Origin of the sequence: Halomonas elongata (genome assembly GCF_029081005.1) — a bacterium.
Classification (GTDB): Bacteria; Pseudomonadota; Gammaproteobacteria; order Pseudomonadales; family Halomonadaceae; genus Halomonas; species Halomonas elongata_B.
Window position 1 is genome coordinate 61,483 of the sequence record NZ_JAJQTQ010000012.1, and the last position, 26,086, is coordinate 87,568.

The following is a 26,086-nucleotide window of genomic DNA, read 5'->3' on the forward strand; positions in this document are numbered from 1 at the left end:
GCCTGTGCGGGCAAATCGCTACGTTACGCGGTGCTCAGAATCCTCACCTATACCGCATAGGCTCCGGTTCTTGCGCTCCGGGCGCCTTGCGCTTTGCTCCGCTCGCCGATTCGTTCAGCGCTTCCTTGGGGCCATGAGCTTGCCTGACAGCCGCCGTACAGGCAATTCGCCCAGGGTGAAAAACAGGGCGAGTGCTGCCGGCTCCGGCGAGAGACCTCGGCCACCAAGGATCGTCACAAAAAAACACGACAAAAACTTGCCAAAGCTGACCATATGGTCAAGAATTGAGGTATCATCTTTACACGGCCTGGGAAAGTCGTGCTTTCCCGATACGCTTTTCCACTACGCTTTTCCGAAACAACGACGACAAACGGAGCCGGCCATGATCGACTTCTATCTGAATGGCGAGCGACGTCGCTGCAGTGACGTACCCGCCGACACCAGCCTGCTCGAGCTGCTGCGCGTGCACCTCGGTCGAACCGGGACCAAGGAAGGCTGCGCCTCCGGCGACTGCGGCGCCTGCACCGTGGCCATCGGCGAGCCGGACGCCCTGGGTGAACTGGCCTATCGCAACGCCAACGCCTGCATCCTGCCCGCCCATCAGATCGATGGCTGTCACCTGGTCACCGTGGAAGGTCTGGCCCGGGGCGACGAGCTGCATCCGGCCCAGGCCGCCATGGTCGATCACCATGGCAGCCAGTGCGGGTTCTGCACGCCAGGCATCGTGATGTCGCTGTTCACCCTCCATGAACAGCAACGCCGCACGCCCGCCCCGCTGACTCAGGAACGTCTCGAGGCGGCGCTGGGCGGCAATCTGTGTCGTTGCACCGGCTATCGCCCGATCCGCGATGCCGCGCTCAGCATGGGCGACTACCCCGATGTCCGCCCCGCCTGGGCCGATGAACCGCACCTGAGCAGTAATGTCGCCTGGCTGCGTCGCACCGACGACGACGAGCCGGCCACCGCCGGCCACTATGTCGCTCCCCAGGACATCGCCGCCCTGCGCGACCTCAAGCGTCGACGCCCGAAGGCAAGGCTGGTGGCCGGCGGCACCGACCTGTGGCTGGAAAGCACGCAACAGCTCAAGCCCCTCGACGACATCATCGACGTGCGGCAGGTGGCCGAGCTCACCAGCATCGACGAGACCCATGACGGCTGGTGGATCGGCGCGGCGGTGACGCTCGCCGACATGACGCCGCTGCTCGCCGAGCATTACCCGGCCTTCGAGCACCTGATGCACCGTTTCGCCTCGTCGCAGATCCGCAACCGCGGGACCCTGGGCGGCAATATCGCCAACGCCTCGCCGATCGGCGACACCCCGCCGGTCATGCTGGCCCTGGATGCCCGGCTGCGCCTGGACGGCCCCGACGGCGCCCGCGAGCTGCCGCTGTCGGAGTTCTTCCTCGACTACCGCAAGACGGCCCTGGGCGAGAACGAATTCATTGCCGCCATCTTCCTGCCGCGCCCGACACCGGCACAGCAACTCAAGGTGTGGAAGCTGTCCAAGCGTCGGGAGGACGATATCTCGGCGATACTCGCCGCCTTCGCCTGGCGGCTGGAGGATGGCGTGATGCGTGACGTTCGCCTGGGCTTCGGCGGCATGGCCGCCATCCCCCGACGCGCCACCGAAACCGAGGCCGCCCTGGAAGGGCGCGCGCCCGACCCCGCCGTCTTCGCCGCCGCCCGCGCAGTGCTGTGCGAGGAATTGACGCCGATGAGCGATGTACGGGGTAGCGCCGAATACCGCCGTACCGCCGCCGGCAACATGCTCGAACGCCTGCGCCTGATGATCGAGGCCGACATGCCCGCCGCCGAGGCGACGCCGAACAATGACAGTGACAACAATGATTCAGCGACCAAGGTGACTCTCGATGCGTACGCTCACTAGGCTCTCCCCTTCCCCCGACACCACCGAGCGCCAGGGATCGGCCGGCGCGGCCCGTGCCCACGAGAGCGCCATCAAGCACGTGACCGGGCGCGCCGCCTATATCGACGATCAACCGGCACCGGCCGACACCCTGCATGTCGCGCTCGGCCTCTCGCCGGTGGCCCATGGCTGGCTCAACCGTCTGGACCTGGAGAAGGTCAGGTCCGCCCCCGGTGTGGTCGACGTCATCACCCTGGCAGACGTCCCCGGCCATACCGACATTGGTCCGGTGTTTCCGGGCGATCCGATCTTTGCCGGCGACGAGATCAGTTATGTCGGCCAGTGCCTGTTCGCGGTCGCCGCCGATACCCACAAGGCGGCGCGACTGGCCGTCAAGGAAGCCGTGGTCGAGATCGACGAACGCCCGGCCTGTCTCGATCCGGTGGCGGCCACCGAGCGCGAGGAATTCGTGCGGCCCACCCATGTCCAGGAGCGCGGCGATTGGCAGAACGCCCTTGAGGAAGCCCCCCACCGACTCGAGGGCGAGCAGTTCGTCGGCGGCCAGGAACACTTCTATCTCGAGGGGCAGGCCTGCCTGGTGGTCCCCAGCGAGGACGAAGGCGTGATGGTCTACACCTCCAACCAGCACCCCAGCGAGACGCAGAAGCTGGTTGCCGAGGTCCTCGACATCCCCTTCCATGCCGTCACCATGGAGATGCGCCGCATGGGCGGCGGCTTCGGCGGCAAGGAAACCCAGGCCTCTCCCTGGGCCTGCATCGCCGCCATCATCGCCCGGCGCACCGGCCGGGCCGCCAAGCTGCGCCTGCCCCGCGCCGAGGACACCCGCGCCACCGGCAAGCGCCATCCCTTCAATAACCGCTATCGTCTCGGCTTCGACGACCGCGGAGTACTGGCCGGCGGCGAGATTACCGTCATCGGCGACTGCGGCTATTCGCCGGATCTCTCCGACGCCGTGGTCGACCGCGCCATGTTCCATGCCGACAACGCCTACTCCCTGGGCGACGCCCGAGTCACGGGCCATCGGGCGCGAACCAACACCGCCTCGAACACCGCTTTCCGAGGCTTCGGCGGCCCTCAGGGCATGATGATCATAGAGCGGGCCATGGACGACATCGCCCGCCACCTCGGCGAGGACCCGCTGACCATCCGCAAGCGCAATCTCTATCGCGCCGAGGATACGAACGGGACATCCCGCGATACCACGCATTATGGGCAGCGGGTCGAGCAACTGAGCCTGCTACACGACATCGTCGCCCAGCTCGAGACGAGCAGCGACTACTGGCAGCGACGCCGGGAAATCACCGCCTTCAACGCGGCCAGCCCGATCATCAAGAAGGGCCTGGCGCTGACCCCGGTGAAATTTGGCATCTCCTTCACCGTACAGCACCTCAACCAGGCCGGCGCCCTGCTGCTCGTCTACACCGACGGCAGCGTGATGATCAACCACGGCGGCACCGAGATGGGCCAGGGCCTGCACACCAAAGTCTGCCAGGTCGTAGCCCGGGAACTGGGGCTCGATCTGGAGCGCGTGCGCATCAGCGCAACGCGTACCGACAAGGTGCCCAACACCTCGCCCACCGCCGCCTCCAGCGGCGCCGACCTCAATGGCCAGGCGGCTCGGGACGCGGCGAGCAAGCTGCGCGAGCGGCTGTTCGATTTCGCCGCCGAGCATTTCGACCAGGGAAATGGCGGACTCGACCGGGAAGCCATGCGTCTGGAAGACGGCCATCTGGTGGCAGGTATCGGCGAGAGCGAACAGCGCATCCCCTGGGGCGAGCTGGTCCAGGCCGCCTACATGGGGCGCGTCTCGCTCTCCGAGAAGGGCTTCTACGCCACGCCGCTGATCCACTATGACCGTGCCAGCGGCCGTGGTCGCCCCTTCTACTACTTCGCCCATGGCGCCGCCGTGGCCGAGGTCGAGGTCGACACCCTGTCCGGCGAGTATCGACTGAGCCGCGCCGACATCCTGCACGACGTCGGTGACTCCCTGAATCCGGCCATCGATATCGGCCAGGTCGAGGGTGCCTTCATCCAGGGCATGGGCTGGTTGACCAGCGAGGAGCTGAAGTGGAACGACGCCGGACGACTGGTTTCCGACGGCCCCTCCACCTACAAGATCCCGGCCTTCGGCGACCTGCCGCCGACCTTCAACGTCGAGCTGCTGCAGGGACACCCCAATTCCCAGGCCAGTATCTATCGCTCCAAGGCGGTGGGCGAACCGCCCTTCATGCTCGGCATCTCGGTCTGGTCGGCGCTGCGCGACGCCCTGGCCAGCCTGGTCGACTACCGCGAGTGCCCGGCACTGGACACCCCGGCCACACCGGAGCGTGTGCTGATGGTCGCCGAAGCCCTGCGGCGGCGACGCGCCGAGGACGCCACCACGCCCAGGAGATCCGATCATGCCCCGGCATGACACCACGGCGGCGGGGGCCTGGCACGGGGCCCTCGATCGGCTGCAGCGACAGGCACGGCCCCACGCCCTGGCCAGCGTGGTGGGCACGGCGGGGTCCACCCCTCGGGAGCCCGGCACCAAGATGGTGATCACGCCCGATGCCATCCACGACACCCTCGGCGGCGGCAGCTTCGAGTACCAGGTGATCGAGGTTGCCCGCGCCGCCCTGGCCGCCGGCGAGGGTGGCAGCCACCTCGAGGCGTTCCCGCTGGGCGGCCGCTCCGGTCAGTGCTGCGGCGGCTACGTTCATGTGCTGATCGAGGTCTTCACCGGCGCGGAGATGACGGTAGCGCTGTTCGGCGCCGGGCATGTGGGCCAGGCGCTGATCGAGATACTCGCCCCGCTGCCCTGGCGCCTGCTGTGGTTCGACAGCCGGGATGATGCCTTCCCGGCCGACGCCGAGTCCCGGGAGCGCCTGAGTTGCCGGCGCATCGCCGTCGGCCCCGAGGGCGTCGACGTTGCCGCCGCCGTGGACTCGCTGCCCACGGGATGCCACGCCCTGGTGATGACCCATGATCACGCCGAGGACCGTGCCCTGGTCGATGCCCTGCTGCGGCGCGGCGACTGCGCCTCGCTCGGCCTGATCGGCTCGGCCTCCAAGTGGGCGAGCTTTCGCCGACGACTCGGCGATGCCGGCCACGATGCCTCGGCCCTGGACACTGTGCGCTGCCCGATCGGCGTGCCCGGCGCCAAGGGCAAGCGGCCTTACGAGATCGCCCTGGCGACCGCCGCCGAATTGCTCACGCTCAAGCCGGACATCCAGCGACCGGACCGGCTCGGCGTGGCCCCCGAGACCCTGCGTGACGCTTTCAAGCCGTCACACGACTGAGCAGCTTTCTCAGACAAGACACCGTAGATGAGCTTTCCCGGCGACAAGCCTTCGCGAGGGCGCTGTGAACCCTTCCCTGGGCGCTACATCCGCCCTGCGGCGCTCCCGTCTCCTGCTCCGCTTGCAGGACCTGGGCTGGCCTTCCATGGCCAGCCCGTTCGGCGGCATGCGCCTCACCCATGGCGGATGACCCTCGCTCCGCCTTATCACCGGCGCTCATCTCGCTCGATGCATGACTCGGTATACCGACGCCGACTGGAGAGTTTTATGACCGCCCCCCGACCCGCCATGCGCGTCCTGCGCGGCCCCCTGTTGAGTTTCGACGCCGATCCCGGCGATGGCGATACCCCCGCCTCCGGCAGCGTGCGCTATCTCGAGGATGGCGCCCTCTGGCTGGAAGACGGCCGCATCCGGGCCGTCGCCGACTACACCGAGCTGGCCGGCAATCTGCCCGCCGGCATCGAGGTCGTCGACTACCGCGGCAAGCTGATGATGCCGGGTTTCATCGACACTCATGTGCACTACGTCCAGCTCGACATCATGGCCTCCTACGGACGGCAACTGCTCGACTGGCTCAACGAATACACCTTTCCGGAAGAATGCCGCTTCGCCGAACGCGCCCACGCCGAGACCGTCGCCGATGCCTTTCTCGATGAATCGCTGCGGGTCGGTACCACCACCGCCCAGGTCTTCTGCACCTCGCACCCCGGCTCCGTCGATGCCTTCTTTCACGCCGCCCGTCGGCGAGGCCTGCGCATGCTGGCCGGCAAGGTGCTCATGGACCGCCATGCCCCGGATGGCCTGCTCGACGACACCCTCGGCGGTCTCGTCGACAGCGAGCGCCTGATCGCCGACTGGCACGGCCGAGACCGGCTGGGCTATACCCTGACCCCGCGCTTCGCCCCGACCTCCACCCGCGAGCAGCTCGATGCCACCGGGGCCGTGTTGAGAAACGCCCCCGACCTCCATCTGCAGACCCACCTCTCGGAAAATCTCGGCGAGATAGACTGGGTCGCCGAGCTCTTCCCCGAATGCGAGGACTACCTGGGCGTCTACGAACGCTTCGGCCTGGTCGGGCCGCGCAGCACCTTCGCCCACGGCATCCATCTCACCCAGCCGATGCGTCACCGACTGGCCGACGCCGGGGCCAACATCGCCTTCTGTCCCACCTCCAACCTCTTTCTCGGCAGCGGGCTTTTCGACCGCCAGGCCTGCCAGGAAGCCGGCCTGGCCACCAGCCTGGCCAGCGACGTGGGAGGCGGCACCGATCTCTCGGGACTCGGCACGCTCAAGGCCGCCTATCAGGTTGGCCAATTGCTCGACCAACCGCTGACCGCCTGGCAAGGCTTCTATCGACTGACCCTGGGCAACGCCCGAGCCCTGCACCTGGACGGGCACATCGGCCGGCTGCGCGAAGGAGGAGAAGCCGACATCGTGGTGCTCGACCCTGAAGCCACCCCGCTGCTCGCGAGGCGTACCGCCCGTTGCCGGACACTGGCCGAGCGTCTCTTCGCCCTGATGATGCTGGGCGACGACCGCACCGTTCACGCCACCTGGGCCAACGGCGAATGCGTGCATCGGCGCGACATCGACCACCCGGCAGCCGCGGTAGCCAGCTGACCCGCCTGCAGGCCTGGCGCCACCCCGGTATACCGAGGTGGCGCCCCTGCAACGCGAGGGTGACATCGACCCTTGTGTCATTTCTGTGACATGGTAACCATTGCCATGTCGACGCAAGGGAACCGCATTGACCACGCCCGTCTTTCTCGCCGTGCTGGCCAGCGCATTGATGCATGCCAGCTGGAACGCACTCGTCAAGGTCGGTCTCGACCGCCTGCTGAGCATCTCGTTGATTCAGGTCGGCTGCGCCATCATCGCCCTGGTCGGCGTGGCCTTCGTGCCGTTTCCTCACGCCGATGCCTGGCCGTGGCTTGCGGCCTCGGTGATCCTGCATATCGGCTACAACGTCTTCCTTGCCCGCGCCTATCGCGTCGGCGACCTGGGCCAGATATACCCCATCGCACGAGGCTGTGCCCCGCTGCTGGTCACTTTGATCGGCATCGGTCTGCTCAGCGACCATCCGTCCTCGCTGGGCTATGCCGGCATCGGCCTGCTGGTGCTGGGTATTCTCTGCATGGCCTTCCCCGGCGGCGGGCAGCGTCATCGACTCGAGCATGCCTCGCTGATCAATGCCTTGATGACGTCGATGTTCATCGCCGGCTATACCCTGACCGACGGCAGCGGCGCTCGAGCCAACGGCGACGCCCTCGGCTACGTCATCTGGCTGTTCCTGCTCAATGGTTTCGCCATGCTGCTGGTGCTGGTCGCCCTGAACGGCACCCGGGCGCTACCACAACTCGGACACCACTGGCGGATCGGCCTGATGGGAGGCGCCCTTTCACTGGGCGCCTATGGCGTCACCATCTGGGCCATGACCATGGCGCCGATCGCCCTGGTGGCCGCGTTGCGCGAGACCAGCGTCCTGTTCGCCATCGCCATCGGCGTGATCTGGCTCAAGGAGCCGTTGCGGCGGGAACGCCTGCTGGCCGGTGGACTGATCCTGGCCGGTGTGGCACTGACCCACTGGGGATGAGGGATGGCGGCGCGATGCGATGAAGGTGTCAGGCGCGCGTCAGGACAGCCCCTCGATCTCGCCGGCCTCATCCAGTCGCATGTCGACACTGGCCGGACGCCGCGGCATGCCCGGCATGCGCATGATGCTCCCGCATACCACCACCACGAAGCCGGCCCCGGCGGCCAGCTCGGCCTCGCGGATCGGCAGCACATGCCCCTGGACCAGGCCACGTGACTCAGGATCGGCGTCGAAACTGTACTGGGTCTTGGCGATGCACACCGGCAGGTGGCCATAGCCCAGCGCCTCGTACTCCTCGAGCTGGCGCTTCGCCCGCTCCTCGAGATGAATGTCCGCGGCTCCGTAGAGCCGGGTGGCGATGGTCCGCACCTTGTCCACCAGACTGGCGTCGTCGCCGTAAGTCAGCGTCGGTTCGGGCGTCGGCGCATCGAGCAAGGCCACCACTCGCTCGGCCAGCGCCTCGCTGCCGGCGGATCCGTCCCGCCAATGGCTGCTCACCGTCACCTCCACGCCCATTGCGTCGCAGGCCTCATGCAGTGCGTCGTACTCTTCGGTCGCATCCTGGTCGAACTGGTTGACCGCCACCAGCAGCGGCACGCCGAAGCCACGCAGGTTCTCGACATGCCGGGCCAGATTGGCGGCGCCACGGCGCACCGCCTCCGGGTCGGGTCGACCCAGCGCGTCCTTGTCGACACCGCCATGCATCTTGAGAGCCCGCAGGGTGGCCACCACCACCACGGCACTGGGCGCCAGGCCGGCCTGGCGACACTTGATGTTGAAGAACTTCTCGGCCCCCAGGTCGGCGCCGAAACCGGCCTCGGTCACCACCACGTCGGCCAGGGCCAGGGCCGACCGGGTGGCCATTACCGAGTTGCAGCCATGGGCGATGTTGGCGAAGGGGCCCCCGTGAACGAAGGCCGGGTTGTGTTCGAGGGTCTGCACCAGGTTGGGGGCCAGGGCCTGCCGGAGCAATGCCGCCATGGCGCCGTCGGCCTTGAGGTCTCGCGCCAGAACCGGCGCTCCGTCACGGGTCCGCGCCACCACGATCTCGCCGAGGCGCCGCTGCAGGTCATCGAGATCCCGGGCCAGGCAGAGAATCGCCATGATTTCGGAGGCCGCGGTGATGTCGAAGCCATCGCTGCGCGGAACCCCCTGCCCGCCCTGGCCGACGGTCAGGTGGCGCAGCGCCCGGTCGTTCATGTCCATCGCCCGTTTCCAGGTGATGCGCTCGGGGTCGAGGTTCAGTTCGTTGTCCCAGTGGAGATGGTTGTCGATCAAGGCGGCCAGCAGGTTGTGGGCGCAGGTGATGGCGTGAAAATCGCCGGTGAAGTGCAGGTTGATATCCTCCATGGGGATCACCTGGGACCGGCCGCCGCCGGCGGCGCCGCCCTTCATTCCGAAGCAGGGACCCAGCGAGGGCTCACGCAGGCAGATGGCGGCGCGATGACCGAGCCGGTTCAGGCCGTCGCCAAGTCCGACGGTAGCGGTGGTCTTGCCCTCCCCGGCGGGCGTCGGGGTGATGGATGTGACCAGCACCAGCTTGCCCTGTGGGCGATCGGCCAGTGCGTCGGTGAAGGCATGGGGCAGCTTGGCCTTGGCGTGACCGTAGGGCAGCAGGTCCGAAGGCGCGATGCCGAGCCGCGCGGCCACCTCGGTGATAGGACGTGGCGTCACCGCCCGGGCGATGACGCTGTCCGGCGAACCGGGAGGCGGCCAGTCGAGACCGGAAGATGCCTCGAGCGGCAAGGCTTCCCGGGCCAAGGGTTCGTCGTCGTGCCACGGCATGTAATCGGTCATCTCGCCCCCTTGCGAAGCGCCACCCGGTGACGTCATCGTCCTGAATCCGGATCTTCAGAGGCAGCGTGGAACGCTTCTGGCGAGAGGGGCATTCCCATTGCGACGCCGGCATAGCCGAAACAGACACAACATACCCTTGGCAAGGTCTCTGCCCTGGTGGGCAGGGCTATCGCAGCTGGATCCGGCGAGAGGCGCCGGGGACAGGCTGAAGAGGGGGTCCGATGCCATGGATGGCATCGGTAGCGCCCAGGGAAGGGTTCACAGCGCCCCCTCGTAAGCCTGTCGACGGATCAGCCCGAGCGACAAAGCTTAACTGTTAACTGCGAGATAGCCCTACCCTGGTCGGCCAGGTCCTTGCTTTCCTTATGTACAGGCTTCCAGGCGCCCGACCAACTCCCCACGTCGCGCGTCGCTCATGAAGGCCGCGTCGATGGCGTTGCGGGCCAGGTCGCGGAAGGTGTCGCGCGACCAGCCGAAGGCACGGTGGCAGGCCTCGAAGTTCTCCAGCATGCCGCCGCCGAAATAGGCCGGGTCATCGGAGTTCAGGGTCAGGGTCAATCCCGCCTCCAGCATCTGCGGCAAGGGGTGGTCGTCGAGCCGGTCGACGACCTTGAGACGCAGGTTGGAAAGCGGACAGACAGTCAGTACCGTGCCCTGCTCGCGAAGACGTTCGACCAGAGCGGGATCCTCGAGGCAACGCACGCCATGATCCACCCGGCAGACATCCAGCACATCCAGCGCCTCGCGGATGTACTCGGGAGGCCCCTCTTCGCCCGCATGGGCCACCCGCGGCAGCCCGAGGTCCCGGGCACGCTGGAAGACATCGGCGAACTTGGATGGCGGGTGACCGAGTTCCGCGCTGTCGAGCCCCACGGCATCCAGGGTCTCCCAGTAGGGCGCGGCACCTTCCAGCAGCTGCATCGCCTCGTCGGCGGGCTTGTCGCGCAGAAAGGCCATGATCATCGCCGACGACATGTCGAGCTCCCGCTCGGCACGACGACGCGCCTGGCCGAGCCCTTCCATCACCGTCTGCAGGGATACCCCGCGCGCCAGATGAGCCTGAGGATCGACATGCATCTCGACATGTACCACGCCCTCGGCATGTGCACGCTGGAAGTAGTCCATGGCCAGGTCGTGAAAATCGCGCTCGGTGCGTAGAACACTCATGCCCAGGAAGTACAGATCCAGGAAGGACTGCAGGTCCTCGAAGTCATAGGCAGCACGCACCTCGTCTTCCGAGGCGTAGGGCAGACTGACGCCGTTGCGGTCGGCGAGCGCCATCATCAGTTCGGGTTCCAGGGTTCCCTCGATGTGCAGATGGAGTTCGGCCTTGGGCAGGCGCTTGAGGAAGTCCCGCATGAGTCACCTCTTTCAATGCTTTGCTCTATCCTGAAAGATTCTGACCATTTGCGCAAAGTGGCGGGCCGACGCGGGCCGCCAGATCGAGCGTCCGCGTCACGCCGGGCAAGGGCATGGCCTCGTCATCATGACGATGCGAGAGGTAGATCACGGTTCTTCCCGCCAGCCAGGCATCGAGCCGCTCGGCCAGTCGTTGTGCAGTGTCCGCATCGAGGCCGGTGAAGGGCTCGTCGAGGATCACGACGCCCGGATCACGCAACAACAGCCGTGCCAGCGCCAGTCGCCTCGCCTGGCCACCGGACAGGCGCCGTCCCCCCTCGCCCACCCGAGTCGCGAGACCATGCGGCAGCTCCCGCGCCCATTCGTCCAGTTCGACCTCGGCGAGAAGGTGCCACAGACGCGCATCGGAGGCGTCGGGGTCACCCAGTCGCAGGTTCGCCGCCAGGCTGTCATCGAATAGCTCGCTGCCCTGGGTCAGCATGGCCAGGCGGCGGCGCAGGGCCTGCTCCTCGAAGTGTTCGATATCGATGCCGCCGAGACGGACACGGCCGCTGTCGGGGACGAGCTGGCCACCGACCAGGGCGCCCATGCTGGACTTGCCGACACCGGAGGGCCCGCACAGGGCGATCCGTTCCCCGGGGTCGATATTCAACGAAAAGTCGTCGAGGGTGGCGGTCAAGGCGCCGGCATAATGCAGGCCGACCCGCTCCAGGCTCACGGACAATGGCCCGTCCGGCGGCAAGGGGCCTTCGCGCGGCATCCTCGCCGGACGCCGGGCGGCCTCCAGGGCATTGAGCCGCTCGGCGGCGGCCTGGGTGGCGCCGAACTGGGTAAAGGCCAGTGGCAGGGCCATCAGCGCCTCGTTCATCGACAGCACGGCCAGTGGAATCATCACCATCAAGGGGCCGGACAAGGCCTCGGCATGCCACAGCCTCGCCCCCAGCCACAGGGCGAACAGCCAGGCCAGACCGACCGCCAGCCCGGCCAGGGCCGAGCCCAGGGCCGATAGCCGCCCCAGCCGGCGCTGATCATCACGCAGCCGCGTCTCGATGGCATCCAGGCGTCGCCGTTGCTCGGCCAGTGCGCCATGGCTCTCCAGCTCCGCCATCCCCGACAGATGCTCGATCACGCGCCCCCGCAACCGCTCCAGCTCTGTCACACGCCGGCGGCTGGCGGCCAGCCCCAGGCGTGCCTGGCCGATCGTCAGCCAGCACCAGGCGAGTCCCAGGATCGCCCCCGCCGCCAATCCCGCCGACGGCGCCCAGACGGCCAACAAGGCGCTCAGGCCAAGAATCGCCAGCAAGGCGACCAGGGCCGGCGCCAACAGGCGCAGGAAAAGGCTGTCCAGGGTGTCGATATCGGCGGTCAGCCGATTCAACCAGTCACTGGCACGACGTCGGCTCAGGCTGGTGGCATCGAGATCGACCAGCACCGCGAACATGTGGCCACGCAGGTCGGCCAACAGCCGCAGCACGGTGTCGTGGTTGTACAGTCGCTCGGCATAGCGTGCCAGGGTACGCGTCAAGGCGAAGGCACGAATGCCGCCTCCGGGCACATAGACGTCCAGGGTCGCCGCGCCTCCCGCCGCCAGGACCAGGCCGGCCAGCGCAGTAGCGGTGATGAACCAGCCCGACAGCGCCAGCAATCCCAGTGCCGCCACCAGGGCCAGCAGCATGAGAGCCGCTCCCGTCAGCAGGCGCCCGCGACGTCGACCGAGCTGAATGAGCCAGGGCCGCAGCGTGGCAACGAGTCCCGGGGCAGGTTCAGCCATTCGCCACCTCCTCATTCCGTCGCCATTCGCCTTCCCTTTCCGGAACCAGAGACAACCGACGCGTCGCCAGGGCCAGGGGCGCCGCCCGATGGCTGGCAATCACCAGGGTCCGTCCCTGCTCGACCAGCGCCGAGAATGCTTCGAGCACGCGTGCCTCGCTGTCGTCGTCAAGGCTCGCCGTGGGCTCGTCCAGCAACACCAGCGGCGCCGGGGACAGGAAGACTCGCGCCAGGGCCAGGCGATGAGCCTGACCACCGGAAAGCCCGACCCCACGCTCCCCCAGCGGCGTGGCCAGTCCCTCGGGCAGGGTCGCGAGGAGCTCTCCCAGGCCGACGCGCTGAAGCGCCTCGCGCAACGCCGACTCATCCGCCTCGGGGGCCGCCAGGCGCAAGTTGTCGGCCAGGCTGCCATGAATCAGCAGCGGGCGCTGATCCATCCAGGCCACCTTCAGGTCGACGGCGGTACGCCGCTCGCCCGACGATGGCGCGACGAAACCGGCCAGCAACTGCAACAGGGTCGACTTGCCGACGCCGGACGGACCGCTCACGCCGAGGATCTCGCCGGATTGTATCGACAGACTCAGGGGACCCAGTACCCGACCTCGCTCTGGATACGACACCGTCACGGCATCCAGCTCGAACAAGGCGTCGGTCCGGCAGGGTGATGGCGCCCCCTCGCCCCGCGGCGGGGGTATATCGAGCAGCGCCACCATTCCCTCGGCGGCGCCCAGGGCGGCGGCACGGTCATGATAGTGCTGGGACAGGGTGCGTAGCGGCTGGAAGAACTCCGGTGCCAGCAGCAACACTAGCAGGCCGCTGAACAGGGTCAGCTCATCGGCTGGCCCGAAACGGATATAGCCAAGCAACCCGAAGCCGACATAGATGGCCACCACGGCGATGGCCACGGCGGCGAAGAACTCCAGCACCGCCGAGGAAAGAAACGCCAGGCGCAGAGTGCGCATGCTGCGCCGGCGGTAGTCATCGGCGGCGGCATGCACGTCCCGGGTGGCCCGTGCGCCGGCCCCGAAGAGCTGCAAGGTCGTGATGCCCCGGACTCGATCGATGAAGTGGCGCGAGAGCCGCGACACGGTGTCGAACTGCTCGCGGTTGAGTTTCTCGGCCCCCATGCCCACCAACGCCATGAACAGGGGAATCATCGGTGCGGCCAGCAACAGGAACAGGGCCGCCAGCCAGTCCAGCCAGGCCACGACGACCAGGATGACGAGGGGAATCGCTACCGCCAGGCGCATCTGTGGCAGAAAACGCGCGACATGACCGTCCAGTGCCTCGACCTGGTCGACCACGCGGTTGGCCAGGCTGGCAGTGTGATGATCGGCCAGCCCGACCGGCCCCAGGCGTTCGAGATGATCGAGAAGTTCGCTGCGCGCCCTGGCGCGCAGGCGCAGACTGGCCGTCAGTCCCGCACTCTCCTGCCCCCATTGGGCCAGGGCCCGCAGCACGATCATGACCACAAGGATCGCGAACCCTGCCACCAGGGACGACGGCCCGGCCCCTTCGATCAGCATCGATGTCACCAACCAGGCCAGCGCCGCCATCTGGGCGATGGTCAGCAGCCCTGCCGCAAGACCGGCGGTCACCGCCAGTGCCAGATGGCGACGCTCGGCCCGTGCCAGCCTGGCCAGCCAGACGCGAGGCGTCAGTCTTCCTGTCATGTCACGCCCGGGCTCAGTGATAGCCTTCGCCCTCCCGGACCTTGCCGCGGAACACCCAGTAGGTCCAGGCGGTATACGCCAGCACGATGGGGATCACGAACAAGACGCCGATCAGCAGGAAGAGCTGCGACTCGGGCGCCGAGGCGGCATCCCAGATCGTGTAGTCCGGCGGCACGATCACCGGCCACTTGCTGACCACCAGCCCCAGGTAAGTGAAGACGAACACGCCGAGTGTCGCGATGAAGGGCTGCCCTTCCCGACGTTGGCGCACGGCACGCCAGACCAGCGCCGCACAGGCCAGCGCCAGCACCGGGAAGACCCAGATCAGGTGCAGGTGGCTGAACCAGCGCTCGCGCACCGACTCATCGACGAAGGGCGTCCAGAAGCTGATGATCGCGAAGACGGCCAGTACCGCGACAAGCAGTTTCGGCGCCAGGCCATAAGCCCAATCCTGAAGCCGTCCTTCTGTCTTCATGATCAGCCAGGTCGCGCCGAGCAACGCATAGCCCGCCATCAGGCCGAAACCGGTCAATACCGTGAAGGGCGTCAGCCAGTCGAAGGGACCGCCCACATAGACGAAATCCTCGACGGCGAAGCCCTGGATATAGGCACCGACCACCACGCCCTGGGCGAAGGCCGCCAGCGCCGAGCCCCAACTGAAGGCACGATTCCACCAGTGGCGATTGCGATGCGACTTGAAGCGAAATTCGAAGGCGATGCCCCGGAAGATCAATCCGGCCAGCATCAGGAAGACCCCGAGGTACAGGGCCGGCAGGAAGACGGAATAGACCAGCGGGAAGGCGGCCAGCAGGCCGGCTCCCCCCAGTACCAGCCAGGTCTCGTTACCGTCCCAGATCGGCGCCACCGAGTTCATCATGACGTCACGCCCGGCATCGTCTGGCGCGAAGGGAAAGAGGATGCCTACGCCCAGATCGAAGCCATCCATGAGCACGTACATGATCACCCCGAAGCCGATGATCAGGGCCCAGATCAGTGACAGATCGAACATTTGCATGGCTCAGCTCCTGCCCGGTTGGTTGGCGGCGTCCTCGAAAGGCACGTGGGCGGCGGACAACGGGCGCATGGGCCGCTCCACCTCGTCATCGTGGGGCTCGAGATCCGGCAGCATGCCCTGACGCACCACGCGGGTGAGGTAATAGACACCGGCCCAGAACACCACGGCATAGACGGCGATGTAGCCCAGCAGGGTGAACAGCGCCATGCCACCGCTCAACGAGGGCGTGAGCGCCTCGGCCTGGTCCATCACCCCGTAGACCAGCCAGGGCGCGCGACCGATTTCCGTCACGAACCAGCCGGCCAGCACCGCCAGAAACGGCGACACGCTCATCAATCGCATCAGTTGCAGGAAACCGCGATGGTCATACAGCCGGCCCTTGACGCGCAGCCAGAGTCCGGCCAGGGCCACGGCGATCATCGCCAGCCCCAGGCCGACCATGACACGGAAGGACCAGAAGACCAGCCAGACCGGGGGCTGCTCCGAGGGCGGGGCTTCGCTGATGCCCGGCACTTCCCCCCCGACATGGTGCGTCAGGATCAGGCTCGCCAGCCCCGGGATACCGAACTCGACGAGATTCTCCTGGGCGTCCTTGTCCGGCCAGGCGAACAGCAGCAGCGGCGTGTTCGTCTGCGTCTCCCAGTTGCCTTCCATGGCCGCCACCTTGGTCGGCTGGTGTTCCAGAGTATTGAGGCCATGGAAGTCCCCCACGATCGCCTGGGTCGGCGCCAGGACCAGCAACAGCCACAGGCACATCGAGAAGGCCTTGCGATTGGCCTCGACGTCACGCCCGATCAGCAGGTACCAGGCACTGACCCCGGCCACCACGAAGCCGCCGGTGAGAAACGAGGCCAGCACCATGTGCGTGAAACGGTACGGGAAGGAAGGATTGAAGATCGCTTCCGACCAGGATGTCACATGGAAACGCCCATCGATCAGCTCCGTGCCCACCGGCGTCTGCATCCAGCTGTTGGCCGCGAGGATCCAGAACGCCGAGATGAAAGTCCCCAGCGCCACCATGAGAGAGGCGAACAGGTGAACCCCCTGGGGCACCTTGCCGCGCCCGAACAGCAGCACGCCGAGGAAGGCCGCCTCGAGGAAGAAGGCCGTGACCACCTCATAGCTGAGCATGGGGCCCAGGAAATTCGAGGCGGCCAGGGAGAAGTTGCTCCAGTTGGTGCCGAACTGGAAGGACATGACGATGCCCGACACCACGCCCATCCCGAACACCACCGCGAAGACCTTGGCCCAGAACACGGCCAGGCGCTCCCAGGCCGGATTGCCGGTGCGGTAGAAGAGCCCATTGAGCACCGCGAGATAGGACGCGAGCCCGATGGAGAAGACGGGGAAGATGGCGTGGAAGGACACCACGAAAGCGAATTGCAATCGCGACAGCAACAGGGGATCGAGTTCCATGGCAGACTCCAGGTCTCTGCACTCGGGACGAGACGGGAGCGATTTAGCCCCCGCTCATACAACAGCCTAGACGATAGGCACGGTACTCGTGTTGCACCATGCCCCGAGCCCGTCATCACGCGGCTCGCGTTCATCATGATGCCATGCTACCCCGACGGCGGAAGATACCGCAGTGTCGCGTTGTCGCAGGTGGTCAGGCAGGACCGCCCTGCATCACCAGATGGACCATGAACCCGGTGTAGACGAGGTACATGGCCAGCAGCGCCCCGCCCTCGAGCCGATTGATTCGCCCCGCACGACCTTGCCAGCCCAGGGCAAAGACCGTCATCAAAATGGTCATGGCGGTCATCAACGTCCAGTCGCGCAGCAGCACCTCGCGAGCCACCTCGATCGGCGTGATCAGCGCGGCCAGGCCCACCACTCCCAGGGTATTGAACAGGTTGGAGCCGACCACATTGCCCAGTACCAGATCATGTTCCTTGCGACGCAGCGCGCTGATCGAGGAGGCAAGCTCCGGCAAGGAAGTACCCACGGCGACGACCGTCAACCCGATAATCAGGTCGCTGACCCCGAAGCTCTGGGCAATGGACACCGCTCCCCAGACCAGCAGGCGTGAACTGACCACCAGCAGCAGCAGCCCGATGACCGTCCAGATCAGCCCGGCACGCAACGACATAGGATGAGAGGCGATGTCCTGCTCGGTATCCGTGGAGATCGGGTCGTCGGGCACCTTCAAGCCTTGCCGGATGCTGAACCCCATGAAGGCGCCAAGAATCAGCAACAGCACGCCGCCTTCGAGCCGTCCGAGCACGCCACCCAGCAGCAACAACGCCGAGAGCAGGGTCACGCCCCCCAACACCGGCAGTTCGCGGCGGACCATGCTCGAGTGCACGGCCAGCGGCGAGATCAGTGCCACCAGGCCGAGAATCAGCCCGATATTGACGATGTTGGAGCCGTAGGCATTGCCCAGCGCCAGCCCGGGATTGTCCTGTGCCGCCGCAATGACCGAGACCACCAGCTCGGGCGCCGAAGTGCCGAAACCGATCACCAGCATCCCGATCAGCAGGGGCGAAAGCCCGAGGTGCGACGAGGTCGATGCCGCACCATCGACGAAACGCTCGGCGCTCCACATCAGCAGGACCAGGCCCGCCACTACCGCCAGAACGGGAAGCATCATGGTATCTCCATCGGAACATTCGGGTTTGTATGTTTGACTATGGTCCCTTCGGCGTCAACGTGACACACTTGAGACTGGATTCAACCGGTGCCAGGAGGATGACCGCCTAGTGCCAAGGCCGGCCCCGAGACCCATCACCATGCCCAGGGGAGCTCCCCTCGTCGATCAGGCCCCGCCCGAGACGCGGCACTCGCGGCGGCGCCTGCGCGCCTGTCACGAGTGCGACTGGCTGATGGCCCTGCCCCCGCTGCGCTCCGGCGAGCAAGCGACCTGTCCACGCTGCGGCCATGCCGAGGTGCGTCGACATCGCTACCCCGCCCAGCGCAGCATGGCGCTGGCACTGGCCTCGCTGGTGACCCTCTCGCTGGCGGTGACCTACCCTTTTCTCGGTTTCAGCGTCCGCGGCGTGGGCAACCGTATCGACTTGACCCAGTCGGCCACCCAGTTGATCGGCTATCACGAGCCGGTCGTGGCCATTGCCGTACTGCTGACCATCCTGGTGCTGCCGACCCTCTACCTGCTCGGCGTGGTCTGGTTGCAGACGGGCCTGCTGCGCGGCACTCCCCTGCCGGCCAGCCGCGGTATCGCGCGTTCCCTGGCGCATCTGCAACCCTGGATGATGGCCGATGTCTTCCTCATCGGCACCCTGGTCAGCCTGATCAAGATCGCCGGACTGGCCCAGGTGGAGCTCGGCCCGGGGTTCTGGGCCTTCGGGGTCTTCGTGATCCTGCTGATCGCGACCACCCAGTCCGTGGACCGTGACTGGATGTGGTTCGCCCTGGCCGGCGAACCCGGCGCACCGGAGGGCAGCCGTACCGGGGAGACCGCCGCCACCCAAGGACTGACCGGCTGCGCCACCTGCGGGCTCGTCAATCGCCTCGACCCCCGGGGAAAGGGCCGCTGCCGACGCTGCGGAGAACGACTGCACGCACGCCGTCCCCACAGCCTGCAACGCACCTGGGCCCTGCTCGCCGCCGCCGCCGTGCTCTACATTCCGGCCAATGTCTATCCGATCATGACCACCACCAGTCTCGGTCGATCCAATCCCTCCACCATCATCGGCGGCGTGGTCCAGCTACTGGAGATGGGGTCCTGGCCAGTGGCCCTGGTGATCCTGGTGGCCAGCGTGATCGTGCCCCTGGGCAAACTGATCGCCCTCGCCTGGCTCTGCCTGGTGGCTCCCCGCGCCCACCGCATGAAGGCTCAGGCCCGCACCCGATTGTATCGCCTCACCGAGTTCATCGGTCGCTGGTCGATGGTCGACATCTTCGTCGTGGCGATCCTGGTGGCCCTGATTCGTGCCGGCAACCTGATGTCTATCACTCCCGGCCCTGCCGCCCTGGCCTTCGGCGCCGTGGTGGTGATCACCATGCTGGCCGCCATGAGCTTCGACCCCCGGCTGATCTGGGATGACCCGGTCGCGCCTCACAGGAAACAAGGAAGCGCTTCATGAACGACACTCCCCGTGAGACCGAGCGGGACGACGAGCATCGTGCCCGCGCCACACGCCAGGCCCGGTTGTCGCCGATCTGGATCGTCCCCATCGTGGCGCTGCTGATCGGTGCCTGGCTGGTGTACGACAACTACGCCAGCCGGGGACCGTTAATCACCCTGACCATGGACAGCGCCGATGGCATCGAGGCCGGCAACACCCTGATCAAGACACGCAACGTCGAGGTCGGCCAGGTCGAGTCGGTGTCGCTCTCGGCGGACCAGTCGGAAGTCGTCATCAAGGCACGCATGAAGGCCCAGGCAGCATCCATGCTGGTCGAAGACAGCCGTTTCTGGGTGGTCAAGCCGCGCATCGGCCGCGAGGGCATCAGTGGTCTCAACACCGTGCTGTCCGGTGCCTACCTGCAGCTCGAACCCGGCCAGGGCGGCGAGGAGGTACGCACCTTCGAGGTCAGCGACCAGCCTCCGGTGGCGCCACCCGGCGCCGAGGGCCTGCGCATCAACCTGGTCAGCCAGGTCGGCAATGCCCTCAGCGTGGGCGACCCCATCACCTTCCAGGGCTTCGCCGTGGGCCGCGTCGAACAGGCCGACTTCGACGTCGATACCCGGCAGATGCATCATCGCATCTTCATCGAAAGCCCCTACCATCGCCTGATCACCCGCAATACCCGCTTCTGGAGCACCAGCGGCATCGACCTGCGCCTGGACTCCCAGGGCGTGCGCGTCCAGGTCGAATCCGTGGAGGCACTGCTCGGCGGCGGCATCACCTTCGGAGTGCCGGAAGATCTTCCACGCGGCACGACCGTGGATCCCGACACCACCTTCACCCTCTACGCCAACGAGGAAGATGCGCGCCAGGGCACCTTCGACCGCTATCTCGAGTACGTGCTGCTGATCGAGAACACCGTGAGGGGACTCTCCAAGGGTGCCCCGGTGGAATTCCGCGGTGTGCGCATCGGCACGGTCGCCAGCGTGCCCTGGAACTTCACCGCACCACAGCCCGATGGGCGCGACCGCCTGGCCATCCCGGTGCTGATCCGCATCGAGCCCCAGCGACTGGGCGTCGACGAACTGGATCTCGACGCCTGGCGAGAACGCTTCGACCGTTTGTTCGAGCGTGGCCTTCGCGCCTCCTTGAAGAACGGCAGCCTGCTGACGGGGGCCCTGTTCGTCGACCTGACCTTCGACGACCAGCGCACCGATGACTATGAGGCGGAAACCTTCGCCGAACGCACGGTCTTCCCCACCACGTCCACGGGGCTGGCACAGATTCAGTCCCAGGTCACGGCCCTGCTCGACAAGCTCAACGCCCTGGAGGTCGCGCCGATCCTCACCGGCCTGGACGACAACCTGACGACGTCAAGGGCCATGCTCGAGGAAGTCCGCAAGCTGACCGCCAGCATGCAGAGCCTGCTCGACGACCCCGGCACGCAAGAACTGCCGGGCAATCTCAACGACACCCTGACGGAGCTCCAGGGTACCCTCGAGGGACTGTCCGCCGACTCGCCGGCCTACCGTGAGCTGACCGACACCCTGGATCAGGTCGAACGCCTGATGCGCGACCTGCAGCCGGCGGCCCGCAAGATCAGTGACGATCCCCGAGCCCTGCTGTTCGACAGCATCGACGCCGAGGACCCGACACCCCGCGCCCCCGACTCGAGGAACCAGCCATGATGCGATCGAGAGGTCTTTCCGCCCTGTTTGCCGCCTCCCTGGCGACCCTCTGGTTGAGCGGTTGCGCCAGCGGCGGAACGCCGACGACTCACTACACCCTGCCCGACGCACCATTGCCGGAGGAGGCCACCGAAGCCTCGGCCGACAGATTGCTGGTGATACGTCCCATCCGGCTGGCACGCTACCTCGATGTGGAAGGCATCGTCTTTCAGCTCGATGACATCACCGTCCAGCAGGCCAAGGGGCACCAATGGGCCGAACCACTGGGCCGACAACTCGAACGCGGGCTGCGCGACCGACTGGCCTCCCGCCTGTCCGACACCCGGATCATGCTCGATGGCGATACCCGCCGCAGCGACGCCCCCTTGAGCCTGCGGCTCGAGCTCGCCCGCTTCCAGGGCCGCCATGACGGCATGGCCGTGGCCGAGGGGCGCTGGCACCTCCGCGCTGCCGACGGTGAACTGCTCTCGTTGACGCCCTTCAGCTTGACCACGCCACTCGAGGCCGATGGCTATCCCGCCCTGGTCCAGGCATTGGGGCAGGATCTGGACCGTCTCGCCGACCGGCTGGCCTCGGAGATCGAACGGCTGCGCTGACCGCGCGGCTATGGCATAATATCGCCACTCGCGGCATCGCCAGTCCCTCCTGCCGCGTCTGCCCCTATTCCCACGCCCCGATCCGGGACTGGCCAGTCGCCAGAAGCGACCGGCACGGATCGAGACGTCGCTGCGGAGACTGCATGAGTTTTTCCGACCTTGGCCTGCGGGCCGAACTCCTGAGTGCCATCGAGGCTCAGGGCTACACCGAACCGACCCCGATCCAGCGTCAGGCCATTCCTGCCGTTCTCGAGGGCGGCGACCTGCTGGCCAGCGCCCAGACCGGCACCGGCAAGACCGCCGGCTTCACCCTGCCGATGCTTCAGCGCCTGGCCGGCGGCAAGCGCCCCGCCAAACGCGGCGTACGCGCCCTCGTGCTGACACCCACGCGGGAACTCGCCGCCCAGGTCGGTGAAAGCGTGCGTGACTACGGTCAACACCTGTCCATGACGTCTCACGTCATCTTCGGCGGTGTCGGCCAGCAACCCCAGGTGGATGCCATCCGCCCGGGCCTGGACATCCTGGTGGCCACACCGGGCCGCCTGCTCGACCTGCAGCAGCAGGGCCATGTCGACCTTTCCGGCGTCGAGACCCTGGTGCTGGACGAAGCCGATCGCATGCTCGACATGGGCTTCATCCACGACATCCGCAAGGTCCTGAAGCTGCTGCCTGCCAAGCGCCAGAACCTGCTGTTCTCGGCGACCTTCTCCAACGAGATCCAGACCCTTGCCAACCAGCTGCTCGATCGGCCGACCCTGATCGAAGTCGCGCGTCGCAACACGACCGCCGAGACAGTCGAGCAGGCCGTCTACCGGGTCGACCGCGAGAAGAAGCGCGACCTGCTGGCTCACCTGATCCAATCCCAACGCTGGTTCCAGGTGCTGGTCTTCACCCGCACCAAGCACGGGGCCAACCGCCTGGCCGAGCACCTCGGCAAGCGCGACATCCCGGCCATGGCGATCCACGGCAACAAGAGCCAGTCGGCACGCACCAAGGCACTCTCGGCCTTCAAGTCCGGCGACCTGCAGGTACTGGTGGCCACCGACATCGCCGCCCGCGGGCTCGACATCGACGAGCTGCCCCATGTGGTCAACTTCGAGCTGCCCAACGTCGCCGAGGACTATGTCCATCGCATCGGCCGCACCGGACGTGCCGGCAACGAGGGCCAGGCCGTGTCGCTGGTCTGCGTCGACGAGCATGGCCTGCTGAAGAACATCGAGCGGCTGATCAAGCGTGACCTGGTCAAGCACATCGAGCCCGGCTTCGAGCCGGACCCCAATGCCAAGCCGGAGCCGATCGAGAACGGCCGTGGCGGGCGTGGACGCGGTCAAAACGCACGCGGCGGCAAACCCGGCGCCAACAACACCGCCAACCGTGACGCCCCCTCCGGGCGCAAGCGTCAGCGTCGTGGCGGCCAGAAGCGCCAGCAGGCCTAGCCTCAACCTGGCGGAACACCGCGACTTATGCGACGGTGATCCGCCACAGCCCTCATTCCTATCCTGGATTTGCAAGGAACGCCATGGACACCCAACAGCTGATCCACGACTATCGCCGCTGGCTCACCTTTCAGCGTCAGGCCCAGCTCGAGCGCGAGCACAACGCCGCCCTGCGGGAACTGGAAAAGGCCAGTGTCTCGGCAACACGCATGACCGAAGCCTACCGCAGCATGGCCGAGAAGGCCGCCAGCGAGGGGGCGTGCTACCGCACTCTCTTCCTGCGCGAGCGCGACGAACAAGCCCTGGCCTGCGAAGGCTGGTTGTTCGTGCGCCGGGTGCTTGCCGAAGGAGGCACCACACGGGTTCGTGCAACGCTGCTGCCGACCTTTACCCTGGAAGACGGACCGTCGAATCCCGGTGACCTGCCCGCCGAGAAGCTGACCCTGGAAATCTTCGAACAATTGAAAATGAACAAGGGCATGGCCAGCATGGCCAGGGTCGACCGAGTCGACAGTGCCGGCGATATCCAGTTCATCACGCTCCTCGACAGCGCCCGGGGTGACCTGCGTCCATACCTCAAGTAAGCCTATGTCGAACTCTCACGCCAGCACTGCTCCCGAAAGGACCCTGCATCCGGCGGCCTTTTTCTGCCTGATGATTCTGGTCGGTCTCAACCTGAGACCGGCACTCTCGTCGTTGGCTCCCCTGCTGCCACGTGTCGAGGCCCAGACCGACTTGACCGTGGCCGGCATCGGCGCCCTGACCACCCTGCCCGTGCTCTGCCTCGGCCTGTTCGCGCCTCTTGCGCCCTGGCTGTCGCGGCGCCTCGGTCCGGAACGCACCTTGTCACTGGCCTTGCTGGTCCTCGCCCTGGGGCTGGGACTGCGCGGCCTGGCCACTCCGGCCTGGCTATTCGCCGGCACCCTGCTGGTCGGCGCGGGTATCGGCGTGGCCGGCAGCCTGCTGCCGGCCCTGGTCAAGCGCGAGCTGCCCAGGGGCGCCGATCTGATGACCGGCGTGTACACCATGGCGCTGTGTCTCGGTGGCGCCCTGGGGGCCGGCCTGAGCATTCCGATGGCCGACGCCTTCGGGGGCTGGCCGCTTGCCCTGGTGGCCTGGGCCGGCCTCGCCCTGGCGGCACTGGTCGCCTGGCTGGTGCTGATGCCGCAACCGGGAAGTCCGGCGGTGCGTCCGCCCAGAACGGGGAACACTCGGGACCTGCTGCGTCAGCCCCTGGCCTGGCAGGTCATGGCCCTGATGGGGTCACAGTCCTCGCTGGCCTATATCGTCTTCGGCTGGCTGCCCACCCTGCTGATCGATCGCGGCTATGGCGAGGCCGAAGCCGGCTGGATGATGGCTGCCTCGGTGATGGTGCAACTGATCTCGGCCCTGACAGCCCCCTGGCTGGCTCGCCTGGGACGCGATCAGCGACCGGCTCTGCTGTTCCTGCTGCTGCTGGTGGCCTCCGGCCTCACCCTGCTGCTGCTCGGCCCCGAACGCATGCGTTGGGTCGGCGTCACCCTGCTGGGGCTCGGTCAGGGCGGCAGCTTCAGCCTGGCGCTGACGCTGATCGTGTTGCGCACCGCCGACTCGCGTCTCGCCGGCAAGCTGTCGGGGCTCGCCCAGGGCGGCGGCTACACCCTGGCGGCGCTGGGCCCCCTGGCCGTGGGCATGATGCTGGAGTTCGACCTCGGCCTGCTCACCGTCAACCTGGTGCTGCTGGGCATTGTCTCGGTCGCCGCCGTCTTCGCCATGCTGGCCGGCCGCAACCGTCGACTGGAAACCGATACCGAAGGCCGACTGCTGATTCGCGACTACCGCTGATCGCGGTGAATCGAGCGACCAGCGTTCAATCAGGAAGGAGCCCGCATGTCATCCTCTCGCGCTTCCCTGCTGGTGATCTATACCGGCGGCACTCTGGGCATGGTGGATAGCCCTCAAGGGCTGATCCCGGGTCACGATTTCGAGGCGCGGCTGCGCGACGCACTGAGCACCCTGCCTCCTGCGCGTCGCAGGGCGCTGCCGGATTTCCAGATGCTGGAAACCCCTCGCCCCATCGACTCCAGTGCCGCCACCCCCGACGACTGGCGCGACCTGGCGGGGCTCGTCGCCGATCATTACCTGGCCCACGACGGCGTGGTGATCCTGCACGGCACCGACACTCTCGCCTGGACGGCCTCGAGTCTCGCCTATCAACTTCAGGGCATCGACCGCCCGGTGATCCTGACCGGCGCCATGGCACCGCTCGAACGCGCAGACAGCGATGCCCTGGGCAACATCGAGGCGGCCATGCGTTTCGCCACCGATGCCCGCCTGCAGGAAGTCGCCCTGTGCTTTTCCGGTCGCCTGCTGCGTGGCGCGCGCAGCCGGAAATGGCAGACCCGACACGCCGACGCCTTCGTCAGCCCCAATTACCCCTCGCTCGGTGAATTCGTCGACGATGACGCCGTCCTCTTCCCCCGCCGCGGCCTGGAGCGACACCAGCGCGGCGCACCGCGCTTCGAGTTGCCCGACGTCGCCGGCCTGGCCGAAGGCAGCGTGCCTCGCCTGGTCCTCTGGCCCGGCATCGCCGCCTGGCAGCTCGAAGCCTGGTTGCTGGATGATCGCGTCCGGGGCGCATTGCTGGAGGTCTGGGGTGGCGGCAACCTGCCGGAGGACGAGGCCATCATGGGCGTCCTGGCGCGTGCCAGCGGAGAAGGCAAATTGCTGGCCGCCATCAGCCAGTGCCCCCATGGCAGCGTCAGCATCGGCGCCTACGCCGCCGGCCGAGGCCTGGTCGACGCCGGGGTCCTGTCCGGCGACGACATGACCCCGGAAGCCGCCGTCACCAAGCTGGTCCACCTGCTCGCCCAACCGCTGGACGATGCCGAGCGCCGTCGACGCTTCCTCACTCCCCTGGTCGGCGAACGCACGGCACCGGCTCTCGAAGACTGAGAAAAACGACCGAGGCGGGCACCTT

At 67.0% G+C, this 26,086-nt stretch carries 19 protein-coding genes; 12 read left to right on the top strand and 7 right to left on the bottom strand.

All coding sequences use genetic code 11. From position 1 onward, the window contains the following. Positions 1-382 precede the first annotated feature (382 nt). The 5 genes from xdhA (at position 383) to LU493_RS10715 (ending at position 7,762) form a co-directional block, all read left to right on the top strand. Positions 383-1,888 (top strand): xanthine dehydrogenase small subunit, encoded by a 1,506-nt coding sequence (gene xdhA / locus LU493_RS10695; RefSeq protein WP_275287784.1) that lies wholly within the window; start codon positions 383-385, stop codon positions 1,886-1,888. Further along, complete coding sequence (gene xdhB / locus LU493_RS10700; RefSeq protein WP_275287785.1) at positions 1,872-4,301, top strand: xanthine dehydrogenase molybdopterin binding subunit; 2,430 nt, start codon at positions 1,872-1,874, stop codon at positions 4,299-4,301. The genes xdhA and xdhB overlap by 17 nt, the downstream gene beginning before the upstream one ends. After that, entirely contained in the window at positions 4,288-5,169 is an 882-nt protein-coding gene (gene xdhC, locus LU493_RS10705; protein WP_275287786.1) for a xanthine dehydrogenase accessory protein XdhC, read from the top strand. The genes xdhB and xdhC overlap by 14 nt, the downstream gene beginning before the upstream one ends. 267 nt (positions 5,170-5,436) lie before the next feature. Beyond that, positions 5,437-6,789 carry a guanine deaminase gene (gene guaD / locus LU493_RS10710; protein WP_275287787.1) on the top strand — a complete coding sequence of 451 codons (1,353 nt, stop codon included), beginning with the start codon at positions 5,437-5,439 and terminating at the stop codon, positions 6,787-6,789. Positions 6,790-6,916: 127 nt separating this feature from the next. Then, the gene (locus tag LU493_RS10715) at positions 6,917-7,762 is read left to right on the top strand and encodes an EamA family transporter (protein WP_275287788.1); all 846 of its coding nucleotides are present in this window, start codon (positions 6,917-6,919) and stop codon (positions 7,760-7,762) included. 39 nt (positions 7,763-7,801) lie between these two features. Here LU493_RS10715 and LU493_RS10720 read toward each other — a convergent pair whose 3' ends face one another. The 7 genes from LU493_RS10720 to LU493_RS10750 all read right to left on the bottom strand — a co-directional run bounded on the left by LU493_RS10720 (position 7,802) and on the right by LU493_RS10750 (position 17,969). Further along, a complete protein-coding gene (locus LU493_RS10720; protein ID WP_275287789.1) occupies positions 7,802-9,559 on the bottom strand; it encodes a formate--tetrahydrofolate ligase in 1,758 nt (585 codons plus the stop codon). Between the two features lie 363 nt (positions 9,560-9,922). Further along, on the bottom strand, positions 9,923-10,918 hold the full coding sequence (locus LU493_RS10725; RefSeq protein WP_275287790.1) for an adenosine deaminase: 996 nt from the start codon (positions 10,916-10,918) through the stop codon (positions 9,923-9,925). A gap of 25 nt (positions 10,919-10,943) precedes the next feature. After that, on the bottom strand, positions 10,944-12,689 hold the full coding sequence (gene cydC, locus LU493_RS10730; protein WP_275287791.1) for a thiol reductant ABC exporter subunit CydC: 1,746 nt from the start codon (positions 12,687-12,689) through the stop codon (positions 10,944-10,946). After that, the gene (gene cydD, locus LU493_RS10735; protein ID WP_275287792.1) at positions 12,682-14,361 is read right to left on the bottom strand and encodes a thiol reductant ABC exporter subunit CydD; all 1,680 of its coding nucleotides are present in this window, start codon (positions 14,359-14,361) and stop codon (positions 12,682-12,684) included. Before cydD ends, cydC begins: the two co-directional genes overlap by 8 nt. A gap of 13 nt (positions 14,362-14,374) precedes the next feature. Beyond that, positions 14,375-15,376 (bottom strand): cytochrome d ubiquinol oxidase subunit II, encoded by a 1,002-nt coding sequence (gene cydB, locus LU493_RS10740; RefSeq protein WP_275287793.1) that lies wholly within the window; start codon positions 15,374-15,376, stop codon positions 14,375-14,377. A gap of 3 nt (positions 15,377-15,379) precedes the next feature. After that, entirely contained in the window at positions 15,380-16,792 is a 1,413-nt protein-coding gene (locus tag LU493_RS10745) for a cytochrome ubiquinol oxidase subunit I (RefSeq protein WP_275287794.1), read from the bottom strand. A gap of 193 nt (positions 16,793-16,985) precedes the next feature. Then, entirely contained in the window at positions 16,986-17,969 is a 984-nt protein-coding gene (locus LU493_RS10750; RefSeq protein ID WP_275287795.1) for a calcium/sodium antiporter, read from the bottom strand. A 139-nt stretch (positions 17,970-18,108) separates the two neighbouring features. On the opposite strand from LU493_RS10750, the gene LU493_RS10755 reads away from it, so the two are divergent. The 7 genes from LU493_RS10755 (at position 18,109) to LU493_RS10785 (ending at position 26,061) form a co-directional block, all read left to right on the top strand. Next, positions 18,109-19,422, top strand: a complete 1,314-nt coding sequence (locus LU493_RS10755; RefSeq protein WP_275287796.1) for a paraquat-inducible protein A — start codon at positions 18,109-18,111, stop codon at positions 19,420-19,422. Further along, entirely contained in the window at positions 19,419-21,095 is a 1,677-nt protein-coding gene (pqiB, locus tag LU493_RS10760; protein ID WP_275287797.1) for an intermembrane transport protein PqiB, read from the top strand. The genes LU493_RS10755 and pqiB overlap by 4 nt, the downstream gene beginning before the upstream one ends. Next, positions 21,092-21,691, top strand: coding sequence for a PqiC family protein (locus LU493_RS10765; RefSeq protein ID WP_275287798.1), 600 nt, complete (start codon positions 21,092-21,094; stop codon positions 21,689-21,691). The genes pqiB and LU493_RS10765 overlap by 4 nt, the downstream gene beginning before the upstream one ends. A 143-nt stretch (positions 21,692-21,834) precedes the next feature. Next, positions 21,835-23,127: a DEAD/DEAH box helicase gene (locus tag LU493_RS10770; RefSeq protein WP_275287799.1), complete on the top strand. Its 1,293-nt coding sequence runs from the start codon at positions 21,835-21,837 to the stop codon at positions 23,125-23,127. Between the two features lie 83 nt (positions 23,128-23,210). Next, a complete protein-coding gene (locus LU493_RS10775) occupies positions 23,211-23,711 on the top strand; it encodes a hypothetical protein (protein WP_275287800.1) in 501 nt (166 codons plus the stop codon). 70 nt (positions 23,712-23,781) lie between these two features. Continuing rightward, a complete protein-coding gene (locus LU493_RS10780; RefSeq protein WP_275287831.1) occupies positions 23,782-24,951 on the top strand; it encodes an MFS transporter in 1,170 nt (389 codons plus the stop codon). A gap of 45 nt (positions 24,952-24,996) precedes the next feature. Further along, entirely contained in the window at positions 24,997-26,061 is a 1,065-nt protein-coding gene (locus LU493_RS10785) for an asparaginase (protein WP_275287801.1), read from the top strand. The last annotated feature ends 25 nt before the right edge of the window (positions 26,062-26,086 follow it).